Below are 15,197 nucleotides of genomic sequence, written 5' to 3'. Positions count from 1 at the left end.
TTTTAATTATGCTAAAAACCGAGATAATCGATAATATGAAAAAAATTGTATCAGAGTGTATGGGAGAGGAAACTCCTGCTTGTGTTGCAACTTGCCCTATGCATACTGATGTAAAAGAGTATATAAGATTACTTAGAGAGGGAAAGGGAGAAGAAGCTTTACTTACAGTTAGAGAGAAGCTTTTTCTACCTGGAACATTGGGGCGTATCTGTGCTCATCCATGTGAAGGGAAGTGTAAGATAGCTGAGATTCATTCACCTATGTCTATCGCTGGTCTTAAAAGATATATAGCTGATCACTATGACAATGAGAAGTTATGGAGTATGGAGAAAGCTCCTGCCACTGGTAAAAAAATTGCTGTTATTGGAGCTGGACCTTCAGGTATGCAATCTGCTCTGGATATGATTAGAAAAGGATATGAGGTAACTGTTTTTGAAAAACTTCCTGTGAAAGGTGGTATGATGGCAGTTGGTATCCCAGAGTATAGACTACCTAGAGATATTCTTTCTTGGGAGATCTCTTACCTTGAAAAATTAGGGGTAAACTTCCAAATGAATTGTGAAATTGGAAAAGATATAGAATTTGATGAAATCCTATCTAAATTTGATGGAGTAGTTGTAGCTGTAGGAAAACATAAGGGTAGAAATGGAAGTAATATATCTTCACCTGATATCACTAATGCAAGTGACTTCTTAAGAGCTGTAGCTTTAGATAAAACATCTGTATCTATTGGAAAAAAAGTTCTAGTAGTTGGTGGTGGAGATGTAGCTATGGACTGTGCTAGAGTTGCTAGAAGATTAAATGGAGTAGAGGAAGTTTACTCTCTAGCTCTTGAAAAATCTTTTGACGAGATGACTGCATCTAAGCATGAGGTAAAAGGAGCTTTTGAAGAGGGAATCACTTTTATCCATGGATATGGAGTTAAGGATATTATAGTTAATTCTGAAAACAGATTGGAAAAGATTATTGCAAAACAGTGTCTCTCTCTATTTAATGAGAATGGAATGTTCTCTCCTAGTTTTGATGAAACTAGCCTAAAAACTATTGAAATTGACACTATTATATTTGCTATCGGTCAAGAGGTTGATGGTAGATTTGCAAAAGATATATTAACACAGAGAAGAAATTCAACTTTCGAGTGTGATAAATTAACATTACAAAGTATTAACAATCCAAAAGTCTTTATAGCTGGAGATGCTAGTGGAGAATCTGTTATTGTTATACAAGCTATGGCTACTGGACGTCGTGCAGCTGAATCTCTAGATAGATTTTTAAAAGGTGAAGATTTAAGTGCAGGTAGAGAATTAAAAGATACAAGTAGCTATGATACTAAATTGAAAAGAGATGTTAATTGGGAAGAGGTTTTTAAGAGAAGAGTTGATATTCCTGAACTAGATCCTCAAGAGAGAATAAAATCTTTCAAAGAAGTTTCTTTAGGATATACTCCTGAACAAGCTCAATATGAGGCTGATAGATGTCGTCAATGTGAGTGTAGACTTTGTATGAAAGAGTGTATGATGCTTAAAAACTTTACTTCTTGTCCTAAAGAGTTATTTAGAGATTATTTAGAAAAAGGTTATGAGCATATGGATAAGATGATTGCCTTCTCTTGTAATGAGTGCTCTCAATGTACTATTAAATGTCCTAAAGACTTAGATTTAAGAAGTAATTTTACAGAATTAAAGAATCAATATATAAGAGACAACAACAACCAACAGGTTATTGAAAATCTTGTTGATAGTGATAGAATTCAAAGAATGGAGTGTAGCCCTAAATACTGTACATCTGTTCAAGAGAAAAAATCTCCTAAATACGTTTTTGTACCTGGTTGTACAATCCCAGCATATAAGCCTGAACTTGTAGAGAAAGTTTATGCACACTTAAAAGAAGTTTTAGGTGATGATGTTTCAGCTATGCTAAGATGTTGTGGTAAAGTTACAAAGATGATTGGAGAAGAGGATAAATTTGTCCTTAGAAATAAATTAGCAAATGATGAGATTGAAAGTATGGGAGCTGAAGTTATAGTTACTATCTGTCCTTCTTGCTTTAAAACTTTCAGTGATACTAGTGATAAAAAAGTTATCTCTTATTGGGATTTAATGAGAGAAAAAATTGGACTTCCTAAAGAAGCTATTGGTAAAGGAAAAAATAGCCCTGTAAAATTCAACGTACATGATTCTTGTGTTACAAGAGATGTTATCTCTCACCATGAAAATATTAGATGGATTTTAAAAGAGATGGGTTACCAATTTGAAGAGATGCACAATGTTGGTAAAAACACTAGATGTTGTGGAGTTGGAGGAATGGTTTGTTCATCTAATCCTGAGCTTTATAAAGAGATCTATACTAGAAGAGCTAACGATTGTACTCAAGACTCTGTTATCTCATACTGTGGTTCTTGTAGAGGTACTTTAGAAGCTGCAGGTAAGGATTCTCTACATATTCTAGATCTATTATTTGGAGACACTTATAACGAGAGTACTTTTGAAAAGAGAAGTTACAAATCAGAAGATGAGATGTGGGCTAATAGATTAGCTACTAAAGAACTTTTAGAAAAATAATTAAACTCTCAATATAATTTTAACTATTAAAAGATAGCAATCTATTGTATAATATAAATTGCTATCTTTTTTATTATTCAGAATATAGAGGTGATTTTTAAATGCCAGAATCTAGAGAAAATAAGGTTAGTTGTTCAAATTATAGATGTGAAATTGAATTAACTTTAGAAATAATTGGTGGAAAATGGAAGGCTTTAATTATTTGGAACCTTTATCTACACAAGGTTATTAGATACAATGAGTTTAGAAAATTAATTCCTGAAATTACTCAAAAGATGTTAACTCAACAACTTAAAGAGTTGGAAAAATATAGTATTGTAAGTAGAAAAATCTACCCAACTGTACCCCCTATGGTAGAGTATTCTCTCACTGAAAATGGACTTGAATTGATTCCTATTATGCAGAAGATGGATGAATGGGGAAAAAAATTTGTAAAAAATTATAAGTAGTTAAGGCCCATTTTTATTTAATTCCTACCTTTTGGTATCTTTCCTTCTAAAAAGTGCCTTCTTTTCAAGAGTGATCTTTTTCTATATAATGACTCTGTAATAAAAAATATATTAAATTTTACGGAGGTAGAAATGAAAAGATTTACAATCCCTAGAGATGTGTTCTTTGGTGAAGACGCATTATCTTACTTAAAAACTATTAAAGGAGAGAGAGCTTTTATCGTAATAGGTTCTGAAAGACTTGTTAAAGATGGAACTGTTGGAAAGGTTGAAGCTAACTTAAAAGAAGCTGGAATTGAAGCAAAATTATTTGTAGGAATTGAAAATGACCCTTCTGTTCAAACAGTTATGAAAGGAACTGCTGAGATGAATGAGTTCCAACCAGATGTTATAATCGGTATTGGTGGAGGTTCTCCAATAGATGCTGCAAAAGCTATGTGGATCTTCTATGAGCACCCTAATTTCACTTTTGAAGAGGCTGCAAAACCATTCAACTTACCTGAGTTAAGACAAAAAGCTAAATTCTATGCTATCCCTACAACAAGTGGTACAGCTACAGAAGTTACTTCTTTCTCAGTTATAACTGATAACAACACTGGAATAAAATATCCAATAGCTGATTATAATATCACTCCAGATGTTGCTATTGTTGATACTACTCTTGTTCAAACAATGCCTAAATCATTAGTTGCTAATACTGGAATGGACGCTTTAACTCATGCTATTGAAGCTTATCCTTCAACATTCAGAAGTCCATTTACAGATGCTTTATCAATAAAAGCAATCGAAATGATAGGTAAGAACTTAGTTAAATCTTACAATGGTGAAGATGAGGCTAGAAAAGAGATGCACATTGCTCAAAACTTAGCTGGAATGGCTTTCTCAAATGCTATTTTAGGAATAGTTCACTCAATGGCTCACAAAACTGGAAAAATATTGAATATTGCTCACGGTATGGCTAATGCAATATACCTATCATATGCAATAGAATTTAATGCTAAAACTGCTGAAAAAGATTATGCAGATATAGCTAGAGTATTAAAATTAGCTGGAGATTCTGATAAAGAATTAGTAGAGTCTTTAGTTAAATATATTGGTGAATTAAGAACTGCTATGAATATGCCTCACTCTCTAAAAGAGTATGGAATAGAAGAAGAGTTCTTTATGGCTCACCTAGATGATTTAGCAGCTACTTCAGTTGCAGATCCTTGTACTGGTACTAACCCTAGAGAGATTTCTGTTGAAGAGATGAAAAAGCTATTAACAGCAATCTACTATGGTGAAAAAGTAACATTCTAAAATATTAATAATGGAGATTGGAAAAGAATGAATGAAAATACAAATATTGAATATTTAATTGATGAAAGTAATAGGTGTCTTAACTGTAAGAATGCCCGTTGTAAAAATTCTTGTCCAATATCTACAGATATTCCAAACATAATAAATTTATTTAAAAATAAGGCATATGAGGAAGCTGGAGAACTTATCTTCAAAAACAATCCAATGTCGATTGTATGCTCACTCATATGTCCCTTTGAAAGACAGTGTATGGGAAATTGTATCAAAGGTATAAAAAGTACTCCTGTAGATTTCCCTGCAATTGAAAATTTTCTAATCAACAACTTTTTAGAAAATAAAATTTTTGAGATTTTACCTGAATCTAGCCATAAAAAAGTGGCAATTATTGGTGCTGGTCCCTCTGGACTCTCAGCTGGAATAATTTTGAAAACTAAGGGATATGATGTCACTATTTTTGATGAGAATGAATGTATGGGTGGAATGCTTAGATATGGGATACCAGATTTTAGACTTTCAAAAAAATATATAGACTTACTTGAAGATAAGATATCTGAACTTGGTATTAAGTTCATTGGTAATAGTTTTTTTGATAAAGAGAGATTACTTGAACTGAAAGCTTCTAATGAGTTTGATGCTATTCTAGTAGCTATTGGAGCTTGGCTTCCTAAAAAACTTGAGATTGAAGGACATCAGCAACCACATATTTTTTATGGTATTGATTTTCTTAAAAATAAAACAAACTTAGGTACTGACAAAAAAGTTATAGTTATCGGTGCTGGTAATGTGGCTATGGACGTGGCTAGAACAGCTAAAAGACAGGGAAATAATGTCACTGTAGCTTATAGAAAACCACTTTTACAAGCTCCAGCTACAAAACACGAGATAACTGAAACAATAAATGATGGAGTAGAATTTATCACAGAGATCTCTCCTATCAAATTTGAAAACAATGGAATTTTATTTAAAAATACAGCTGAAAATACAGAGGTATTTTTAGAGTGTGATGCTGTTATTGTAGCTATCAGCCAATACTCTCTATTTGATCCTAATGATATGGAAGGCTTCTTCTGGGCTGGAGATATAGTAACTGGACCACAAACCGTTGTTCAAGCAACCCTTTCTGGGAAAGAAACCGCTAAAGAAATTCATAGTTATTTATCCTGTTAATAAAATAAGTAAAAATAAAAAAGGAAAAAATTACTTCTTAAGTAGCTTTTTTCCTTTTTTTATCTTTAAATAAAGATTATCTTTTAATTATTTCACTTCCTCTTTTATATATCTAAAAATAAATTAATAAAAAAGGCTCTCATATTTATAGGAAATCTCAACATACCTTTCATTGTAAGTCTCTCTTCTAAACCATTTAAATCTCCCATAAAATTTACCAAATAACTTACAATCTCCCTATATATATTTCTATCTGAAGTAGCTCTCACAATCTCTTCAGCAAAATATATCTTCTCATATGTTTTTAGATAATTTCTATTATTTACAAAATCTCGAATAGCTTTATAGATATTTATCTTAAATTTTAGTTCTCCACTCTCTTCATAACCTCTGATAGCTCTAGCTATCTCTCCATAAGGATAACCCTCTTCTAACTTTATATCCATAGATTTAAAACCTAGTATATCCTCACTATTTCCTCTGAAAAATGAGTAGGTAAATTCATCTACCCCCAACTCCTCAGCACTTCTATTTTTTATCTTAACAAGTATACTCCTCGATTTTATTGTTGGTAATATATTTAAATTTCCATTTAATAGAATAAAATAGTTCCCTGGATTAGGCTCTTCTATAAGCTTTAATAAAGCATTACTTGCCTCTTTCTTCATCTTGCTTATATTCTTTAATATAAATATCTTCTTCCCACCCTCATAGGAACTAGCTGATGACTTATAAGCTAACTCTCTTATCTCATCAACTTTTATCCCATCAGGATTGTCTAAAATCTCTAGATCGCTATAAACTAATTTTTGTATTTTTTTACAGGTGCCACACTGTCCACAAAAATCTCCACTGATAGCTTCACAACAAAGTCCTTGAGAAAAATATATTGCAAATTCCATTAATAAACTCATATCACTACCATAGAAGAGGTATGTTCCAGAATTTTTACCTATTTTTAGCTCATTTTTTAAAAATTCTTTTACCTCTTCATTGGAAATTATATCTTTTATCATTATCTTTCTGCCTTCTCTATCTGTCTTAAAATATTTAATTGATCAAGAGCAAGTCCAGCACCTCTTACAACACTCTCTAAAGGATTTTCTGCTAAATTTACAGTTAAGTTTGTATGTTTTGCTACTAATTCTGGGAAGTTTCTAATTAATGATCCTCCACCAGCCATAGTCATTCCCTTATCAATTATATCAGATGCCAATTCAGGTGGAGTCTGCTCTAAAACATATTTTACACACTCTACTATCTCCATCAATGAGTCGTGAATAGCTTCTCTTACCTCTTCTGATGTGATCTCTACAGTCTTAGGAAGTCCCATTATCAAATCTCTTCCTTTTATAGTCATAACCTCTTCCTCTTCTAATGGTAGAGCTGTTCCTATCTTAATCTTTATCTCCTCAGCAGTTTTATCTCCTATCAATAGGTTATGAGTTTTCTTTACATATTTTATTATATCAGCATCAAAATTATTTCCTGCTGTTCTTATAGTTTTACTAACTACAGTTCCACCCAATGAGATTACAGCAACGTCAGTAGATCCTCCACCAATATCAATTATCATATTTCCTTCTGGAACTGATATATCCATTCCAGATCCCAATGCTGCTGCTCTTGCCTCTTCTATTAAATATGCTCTCTTTGCTCCTGCAGATATAGCAGCTTCTAATACAGCTCTCTTCTCTACTCCTGTTACATCAATAGGAACACAGATCATTATCTCAGGCATAAAGAAACTATATGTTCCAAAAACTTTTTTTATAAAGTACTTTATCATAGCCTCTGTTACATCATAGTCTGCTATAACTCCTTCACTCAATGGTTTTACAGCTACAATTGTATCTGGAGTCTTTCCTAGCATCTCTTTAGCTTCGTTTCCAACGGCTAGAATCTTTCTGCTCTCCCTTTCAACTGCCACAACTGAAGGTTCATTTAAAACTATTCTTCTGTGTTTTTTACTATATACTAAGGTATTGGCAGTTCCTAAATCTATTCCTAAACTTCTATTAAAACCAATATTTGGGAATTTAAACTTCATACTTACTTCTCCTCCACACATAATTTTATAGCTAACTCTATCAATTCATCTCTTCCTTCAACATAAAATCCTGCTATCAAAGCTTCAAATGCAGTAGCTTCCCTGTACTCCTGTACACTACATGATTTAGGGAAACTTTTGATATTTCCATTTTTTGCTCTATTTCCTAGCATTTGAAATTTCTCCTCTAGCATTGGAAAAATTTCTCTATAAAGTTCACTCTGTTTTTTAGCATTTACACAATTTTTAACCCTTTTATTTAAGTTATGCAGATTTAATCCTTTAGATATCCAATATTTTCTAATATTTAATTCCCAAATTGAATCACCTAAATAAGCTAATACCACACCACTTGTCTCTCTTAAGTCTACATTGTCCATGTAGTTTTGTCCTTTCCATCTTTTATTTTTATGCCCATCTCTGCCAATCTATCTCTTATCTTATCTGACATTGCCCAATTCTTTTCAGCTCTTGCTTCTCTTCTCATTTCAAGTATAAATTCTACCAATTCTGAAGTTAAATTTCCTACTGCATTTTCTAATTTTAATTTTACACCTAAAACTTCACTCATTACTGTATCTATATATTCAATACTCTCTTTTACAACTTCAGCACCATCACTATTTATAGGTGAATCAACTGCTTTATTTAATTCTTTTACTAGTTCAAAGATAGCTCCAAGTCCCATAGATGTGTTAAAATCTTCATCCATAGCTGATACAAACTTCTCTTTTGCCAAAGCTAATTGCTCTTTTAATTCAATACAAGAGCTTCCATTAGAAGATATTTCAACTAGAGCTTCCTTACCTCTCATTACAGCATTTTCTATTCTCTCTAGAGATGTTTTAGCTTGAGTTAACTCTGCATCTGAAAAATCTATCGGCTTTCTGTAGTGAGAACTTAAAATAAATAATCTTATAATTCTACCATCATAATGCTCCAACACATCTCTTAATAGGAAGAAGTTTCCTAAAGATTTTGACATCTTCTCTCCATTAATATTTATATACCCATTATGTATCCAGTATCTTGCATACTCTCCACCACAAGCACATTTAGATTGTGCTATCTCATTCTCGTGGTGTGGGAATATTAGATCCTGTCCTCCACCATGAATATCAAAAGTTTCTCCTAAATATTTGTGAGACATTGCTGAACACTCAATATGCCAACCTGGTCTTCCCTGTCCCCAAGGTGAGTTCCAACTTGGTTCTCCCTCTTTCGCTTTTTTCCAAAGTGCAAAATCCAAAGGAGATTTTTTTATCTCACTTACCTCTATTCTAGCTCCACTTCTTAAATCCTCTAGATTTTGATGAGATAATCCTAAATAATCATCTTTATATGATTCAACATCAAAGTATACATCTCCTTGAGATTCATATGCGTGTCCCTTTTCTATTAGAGTCTTTATAATTTTTATCATTCCACCTATATGCTCAGTTGCCTTAGGTCTTATCATTCCATCTTCTTTCAAGTTTACCTTTGCTGTATCTTCAAAGTAAGCTTGAATATATTTTGTAGCTATCTCTTGAGAACTAACTCCCTCTTCATTAGCTTTTTTTATTATTTTATCATCTACATCTGTAAAGTTTTGAACATAAGTTACTTTATAACCTCTAAATTCAAAATATCTTCTTACTGTATCAAAAAATATTGCTGGTCTAGCATTTCCAAGATGAATGTAGTTATATACAGTAGGACCACAAACATACATTGATACTTCCCCTTCTTTTACAGGCTTAAACTCTTCTAATTTTCTAGTAAGAGTATTATATATCTTTATCATTCTATCCTCCTAATACTCATTTATTAATTTTTTTAATATATCTATGGACATCTCTGACTCTATTGTTATTATTTGACTCTCTCCTCTTACAGTTCCTTCAATTCCTTGAATATCTATAAACTCTTCTGAAGTAATCTCTCCAAAACAGAATGTCTCAGCACTTATTTTATAAGGATTTGGATTCTCCTCGAACTTACTATTTCCTATCTTAAGTATATTTCCATTCAACTCTATAGCATTCTCTGTAAAAAATGTTGAGTTTTCATCTTTTAATAGAGATAACAATCTACTTATTTCAGGAGTGTTCTCCTTTAATTTTACCATTACAGCTGATTCCCTTGGTCTAAAAATTATCTCTCCATCTATCTCTTTCAAGATCTCCTCAATATCTATTCCAAAGATATTCTTCCAAATTGATAACATAGTCCTACTATCCACACCTGTTCTAGTAATTAGAGAGTTAAATATTATCTTATCCAATTTTGAGAAATCATTTACTGAAAAATATATATCATTTTTCTTTACATATTTTGTTAGCTCTCTCCTTACCATATCTGTCTTTAAGATCTCGCTCTCTTTTTCATTGATATAGATCTTATCAGTTGAAAAAGCCCTATCTCTATTCAAGTCAGCACTGGCTGATAATAACTCCACACCATAAAAATCATTGCCCTTATTATTATAAACAAGTGTTCCAAAAAGATTATTAGAACTCATATCAAGCTCTCTCTCCATCTCTTTATTATATAAAGATTTTCTATCTTTTGCTATAAAATCTTTAATATTTTTTTCTCCCAATGACACTATGAATAATCCTCTATAATTTTTCATAAAGATATCTGATTTAATCTCAGGTAAATACTTCTCTCTGTATTCATCTTTTAAGATATATATCCCATTCTCATATTGAAAATACTTATCTAGACTTTTTAAAGCTGTAAAATACCAATATCCTGGATCTACTACTACTGTAAAACTCTTTTCACTTATCTCATAAAACTCCTTATCTGAAAAAAGATAAAATTTTGATAAGTATCTTAAATTTTTAATATCTTTTTTTACTTTATCTTTAACCTCATCATCATCTAATAGATATAGAATTGGGGTAAAATCCTTATTTTTAATATTTTCATTGGCATATACTATCCTTGTATCCTCTGTTATAAAATCTCTTGGAGTAGCCTTATATATCAATGTATAACCTAAAGTTCCTCCTAAAAAAATCAGTATTATAGCTAATATTATTCCAATTACTTTTTTCATAGTTCACTCCTATTGAAATCTTTTATTTTCTATTCTCTCCAACTCTTTTTTCGTTAAGTTTATATTTTCAGTTTTAAACATTGGAGCTTTAAATCTAGCTCTTCTCAATTGAGCCTCATCTAATTCACAACAGATTCCATCTTCAGCTAAGTATTTCCCCTCAGCTATTACCTCCCCATTTGGAGCTACTACAAATGAGTTTCCAAAGAAGGTAGTTCCATCTTCCACTCCAGCTCTGTTGACACCTACTGAATACACTCCATTTAAAAGTGAATTGCTCTTCAATATAGACTTCCACTGAGCCGAAATATCCTCTTTTTTCTTTCCAATTACAGTTGGTGAATTGAATAGTACGAACACATATTTTGCTCCATCTTGAGCTAAGATATATTGAGCTGATTGGTGCCAAGTATCTTCACAAACTAACATTCCCACTCTTCCAAACTTTGTATCAAAGGCTCTAAATTTATTTCCAGCCATAAAGTATCTACCTTCATAGAAAACTCCATAATCCGGTAGATAAACTTTTCTATGTTTGTGTAGTAATCTTCCATCTTCTAAATAGTAAGCAGTATTATATGGATAATCCTCTTCTCCCAACTCCACAGCTCCAAATACTATACTGATCTCCTTACTTTTTTCTAAAAGAACACTAGGTACCTCTTTTATTGCTACATCAAAAACTATATCCTCAAGAGAGTATCCTGTTAAAGACAACTCTGGGAATACAATTATATCGCTTTTCTCCTCTATCGCTCTATCTATATGTTCTACCATCATCTCTAAGTTTTTCTCTACATTTCCTAGAGTTGGCTTCATCTGTCCCATATATACTTTCATTTTTTCACCTATCCTTCAACTACAAAAATCTTAAATCCTCTTGTGTTGTAATTTTAATATTATCATAATCTCCCAAGACTATTTTAACCCTACCTCCAATTCTCTCTACCAAAGAGGAATCATCAGTTCCTAAAAATCCATCTCTTTCAGCTCTCTCATAAGCTTCTTTCAATAGTTTTCCATCAAAGGCTTGAGGAGTATGTACAGCTATCAAATTAGCTCTCATTGGAGTACTCTTCACTTCAAAGTTTTCATCTATAACTTTTATAGTGTCCTTTACTCTAACTCCAATAACAGCTCCAGCTCTCTCCTCAACTACCACCTTGCAACACTCTTCTATATACCTCTCTTTAAAAAATGGTCTCACTCCATCTTGTACAAGAATTATATCGCTCTCATTATCACACTTTAAGGCGTTATATATAGAGTTTTGTCTCTCTGCTCCTCCTGCTACTACTTTAATTAGCTTTTTAATACCATATTTTTCACAGTGATTCCTTACTAGCTCTATATTTTCACCATTTGTTACTACTATTATTTCATCTATGATCTCACTCTTTTGTGCTACCTCTAAAGGGAGTATAAAGAGAGGTTTCTCTCTATACTCTAAAAATTGTTTTGGATAGCCCAAGCCCATTCTCTTTCCTACTCCAGCAGCAGCTAAAATAAGAGTTACTTTAAGGTTACCACTGTACATCCTAGTCCTCCTTCTCCGTGTCCTCCTATTCTGTACTCTTTTACATATCTACATTTTTTTAGATAGTTCAATATTCCCTCTCTCAATGCTCCTGTACCTTTTCCATGGATTACATAGACTTCAGTATATGAGTTCATAACTGCTCTATCCAAATATGTTTCCAATTCATATACAGCTTCATCTACCATCTTTCCTCTTAAGTCGATCTCATTTCTTACAGAAGTTTTTGTATGTGAGAATGTGTTATACTCTTTTTTAGCTTTCTCTTTGACAACTTTTACATCATCCATAGATACTTCTAATTTTAAGATTCCAGCTTGTACTTGGACAGTCTCTTTTCCACCATTTATCTTTAAGACATTTGCAAATTGATTTAAACTATTTACAAATACCTTATCTCCAACTTTATACTCCACTTTTCTTGCAACTTTTGGCTTTTGCTCTACATTTTTGTTTCTGTCATCTTGAAGTGCTGATCTAAGCATATTCAAGCTCTTTTGAACATTTTTTACATCCTCTTTTTTATTCTCTTCTTTCTGAATCTTCTCTACTAGTGCCACAGCCTTTGCTTGCATCTCTTTCATCATTCTATCAGCTTTTTCATAAGCTTCTTTTAAAATCTCATTTTTCTCTTTTTCCAATACTCTCAACTTTTCAGCATACTCATCTCTATCTCTCTGTGCTGCTGCTTTTAAAAGTTCAACCTGTTGCTTCATAGCCTCTAATTCATCTGATTTCTCTTTGATGTTAGCTATCATCTTCTCTATCTTCTTATTATCGTCACCTATGTAGCTCTTAGCTCTCTCTATTACCTCTTCTGACACTCCCAATCTCTTAGCAATTGTCAAAGCATTACTCTCACCAGGAATACCTACTAATAATCTATATGTTGGTGAAAGAGTATTTACATCAAACTCCATTGAAGCAGTTTCTATTCCCTCTTCATTATACCCATGAGCTTTTACTTCACTATAATGTGTTGTAATAAAAGATTTACACTTTCTATCTCTTAAATAATCAATAACTGCCATAGCAAAAGCTGATCCTTCAGCAGGATCTGTTCCTGATCCTAGCTCATCTAATAATACAAGTGAACTTTTATTTACACTTACTAGTATCTCCTGTACATTTTTTAAGTGAGCAGAAAAAGATGATAGTGATTGCTCTATACTCTGTTCATCACCTATATCAGCATACACTCCTGTAAAAAATCCTATACTTGTATGCTCATTAGCAGGGATTGGAATTCCAGATAGAGCCATCAATGTAAGTAATCCTGCTGTCTTTAAAGCTACTGTCTTTCCTCCAGTATTTGGTCCAGTAATTAAAAGAGTATTATACTCTCTTCCTATCTCAAATGTTAGTGGTACTATTTTATCAGCAGGAATAAATGGGTGTCTAGCCTCCACTAAACTCAACATCTCTCTATTATTTATATTTGGAATGACACAATTTTTCTCCAAACCATATACTGCCTTTGTATTCAAGATATCAAGGGATAAAATTGCCTCACCTATTGCATCAATACTCTCTCTCTCATTTCTTACATGCTCAGTTATTCTCAACAGTATCTTTCTTATCTCCTCTTTCTCCTTTAGCTCCAACTCTCTCATCTTGTTGTTTAATGCTACTATTGAAAGTGGTTCTATAAATACAGTCTGTCCACTAGAAGATCTATCGTGCTCTATTCCCTTTATAAGTCCTTTAAAATCAGATTTTACAGGTACAACACTTCTTCCATCTCTCTCAGTGATTATTCTCTCTTGAAAAGCTTTTGATAAACTTGGCTCATCAAAAAGATCCTCAAACTTTCTTTTTATATTCATAGTCAAAGTTTTCTTATGAAATCTTATATCTCTCAAATCTAAAGAGGCATCATCTTTTATCTCTTTATTGTTATCAATAGCCTTATTTATAATATCCTCTATACCTCTCATCACAGGAATATCGTGATATCTATCTCTTAAATCTCTATATTTTCCTAGATCCTCTAGTCTTGTTTTAAACAATCTAAAAATTCTTAGGTTATAGTTTATATCCCATAGATCTTCAACATCTAGGTATGTTCCTATAAGTTGAGATTTTTCTGTCATCTTACATATATCTTTCATTCCAGCAGTTTCAAATCCACCATCAAACTTTAGGAAATCCATAAAATCTCTTAAAATATCAAGTTCTCTATTTACAGAACTAAAATCTCTCATTGGAGATAAATTCATTATTTTATAATGATTCTCTTCTATAACGCTATAGTTAGCTAATTCTTCTCTTAATTTATCAAATTCTAATACTTTATAACTATGTCCGTTCATTTTTTTCTCCCTATATTTTTATTACATTCATTTTTTATTATACCATAAATCTTTTATTTTCCTAAGTTTATTCAAGAAAATTTAAAAAAAACTTGAAATTTCCTTGATTTAATGATACAATTATATGCATTGTGTATGTAAGTGATTTTAGGAAAGGAGAGAATTAGAATGCAAAGATGTGAAATTACAGGAGTAGGACTAATCAGCGGAAACCAAATTTCTCACTCACACAGATTAACTAGAAGAGTTTGGAAACCTAACCTACAAGTTACTTCTATCAACGTAAATGGAACTTCTGTTAAAGTAAAAGTTTGTTCAAGAACTTTAAAAACTTTAAAAGGACTTAACGATGTAGAAGTTATGAAATTCTTAAAAGCTAACGCAGCTACTTTAAGTACTAGACTTCAAAAAGCTATGGCTAAATAGTTTTTAAGTCAATAAAAAAGACAGCTTTATCAAGAGCATGTCTTTTTTTATTTTTTTGTAAAATTGATTTGAGATAATCTAGAGAGCAAAAAAGAAAAAAGACTGGAATCTCTTCCAGTCTAATAAATTACTTTTCAATTCTTGTATAAGGAATTAAAGCGATATTTCTAGCTCTTTTTATAGCTTTAGCTATCTTTCTTTGTAACTTAGCGTTAGCTCCAGTTACTCTTGAAGGATTGATTTTTCCTTTATCAGATACGAATCTTTTTAAAAGGTCTACATTTTTATAATCAATTTCTTCAGCTTTAACTCTTAATTTAGCTCTTCTTCTTCTGAATTCTGCCATT

General features: G+C 32.1%; 14 protein-coding genes. 5 read left to right on the top strand and 9 right to left on the bottom strand.

All coding sequences use genetic code 11. The features are described 5' to 3' along the window. The first annotated feature begins 8 nt into the window (after nt 1–8). The 4 genes from QZ286_RS00135 (at nt 9) to QZ286_RS00120 (ending at nt 5,476) form a co-directional block, all read left to right on the top strand. A complete protein-coding gene (locus QZ286_RS00135; RefSeq protein WP_291254954.1) occupies nt 9–2,561 on the top strand; it encodes an FAD-dependent oxidoreductase in 2,553 nt (850 codons plus the stop codon). A 101-nt stretch (nt 2,562–2,662) separates the two neighbouring features. Beyond that, a complete protein-coding gene (locus QZ286_RS00130; protein ID WP_291254953.1) occupies nt 2,663–3,010 on the top strand; it encodes a helix-turn-helix domain-containing protein in 348 nt (115 codons plus the stop codon). A gap of 132 nt (nt 3,011–3,142) precedes the next feature. Further along, nucleotides 3,143–4,309 (top strand): iron-containing alcohol dehydrogenase, encoded by a 1,167-nt coding sequence (locus QZ286_RS00125; RefSeq protein WP_291254952.1) that lies wholly within the window; start codon nt 3,143–3,145, stop codon nt 4,307–4,309. 27 nt (nt 4,310–4,336) lie between these two features. After that, complete coding sequence (locus QZ286_RS00120; protein WP_291254951.1) at nt 4,337–5,476, top strand: FAD-dependent oxidoreductase; 1,140 nt, start codon at nt 4,337–4,339, stop codon at nt 5,474–5,476. 104 nt (nt 5,477–5,580) lie between these two features. Here the strand turns inward: QZ286_RS00120 and QZ286_RS00115 are convergent, their stop codons facing one another. The 8 genes from QZ286_RS00115 to QZ286_RS00080 are packed head-to-tail and all read right to left on the bottom strand — an operon-like array spanning nt 5,581 to nt 14,424. After that, on the bottom strand, nt 5,581–6,492 hold the full coding sequence (locus QZ286_RS00115) for an ATPase (protein ID WP_291254950.1): 912 nt from the start codon (nt 6,490–6,492) through the stop codon (nt 5,581–5,583). Continuing rightward, a complete protein-coding gene (locus QZ286_RS00110; RefSeq protein WP_291254949.1) occupies nt 6,492–7,526 on the bottom strand; it encodes a rod shape-determining protein in 1,035 nt (344 codons plus the stop codon). The genes QZ286_RS00115 and QZ286_RS00110 overlap by 1 nt, the downstream gene beginning before the upstream one ends. A gap of 2 nt (nt 7,527–7,528) precedes the next feature. After that, nucleotides 7,529–7,906, bottom strand: coding sequence for a ribonuclease III domain-containing protein (locus QZ286_RS00105; RefSeq protein ID WP_291254948.1), 378 nt, complete (start codon nt 7,904–7,906; stop codon nt 7,529–7,531). Beyond that, entirely contained in the window at nt 7,894–9,312 is a 1,419-nt protein-coding gene (gene cysS / locus QZ286_RS00100) for a cysteine--tRNA ligase (RefSeq protein ID WP_291254947.1), read from the bottom strand. The genes QZ286_RS00105 and cysS overlap by 13 nt, the downstream gene beginning before the upstream one ends. A gap of 9 nt (nt 9,313–9,321) precedes the next feature. Beyond that, nucleotides 9,322–10,575, bottom strand: a complete 1,254-nt coding sequence (locus tag QZ286_RS00095; RefSeq protein ID WP_291254946.1) for a hypothetical protein — start codon at nt 10,573–10,575, stop codon at nt 9,322–9,324. Between the two features lie 9 nt (nt 10,576–10,584). Further along, nucleotides 10,585–11,415: a nitrilase-related carbon-nitrogen hydrolase gene (locus tag QZ286_RS00090; RefSeq protein ID WP_291254945.1), complete on the bottom strand. Its 831-nt coding sequence runs from the start codon at nt 11,413–11,415 to the stop codon at nt 10,585–10,587. Nucleotides 11,416–11,434: 19 nt separating this feature from the next. Next, nucleotides 11,435–12,112: a 2-C-methyl-D-erythritol 4-phosphate cytidylyltransferase gene (ispD, locus tag QZ286_RS00085; protein ID WP_291254944.1), complete on the bottom strand. Its 678-nt coding sequence runs from the start codon at nt 12,110–12,112 to the stop codon at nt 11,435–11,437. After that, nucleotides 12,088–14,424 (bottom strand): endonuclease MutS2, encoded by a 2,337-nt coding sequence (locus QZ286_RS00080; protein ID WP_291254943.1) that lies wholly within the window; start codon nt 14,422–14,424, stop codon nt 12,088–12,090. Before QZ286_RS00080 ends, ispD begins: the two co-directional genes overlap by 25 nt. A 168-nt stretch (nt 14,425–14,592) precedes the next feature. Between QZ286_RS00080 and rpmB the strand changes: the two genes are divergently transcribed. Beyond that, nucleotides 14,593–14,850, top strand: a complete 258-nt coding sequence (gene rpmB, locus QZ286_RS00075; protein ID WP_291254942.1) for a 50S ribosomal protein L28 — start codon at nt 14,593–14,595, stop codon at nt 14,848–14,850. A 127-nt stretch (nt 14,851–14,977) separates the two neighbouring features. Here rpmB and rpsR read toward each other — a convergent pair whose 3' ends face one another. Beyond that, entirely contained in the window at nt 14,978–15,196 is a 219-nt protein-coding gene (gene rpsR, locus QZ286_RS00070; RefSeq protein ID WP_005885805.1) for a 30S ribosomal protein S18, read from the bottom strand. Nucleotide 15,197 lies beyond the last annotated feature (1 nt).

Origin of the sequence: Fusobacterium sp. (assembly GCF_019012925.1) — a bacterium.
Taxonomy (GTDB): Bacteria; Fusobacteriota; Fusobacteriia; order Fusobacteriales; family Fusobacteriaceae; genus Fusobacterium_A.
Note: the sequence above shows the minus strand (reverse complement) of the source record. Positions and strands in the feature narration are given on the sequence as shown.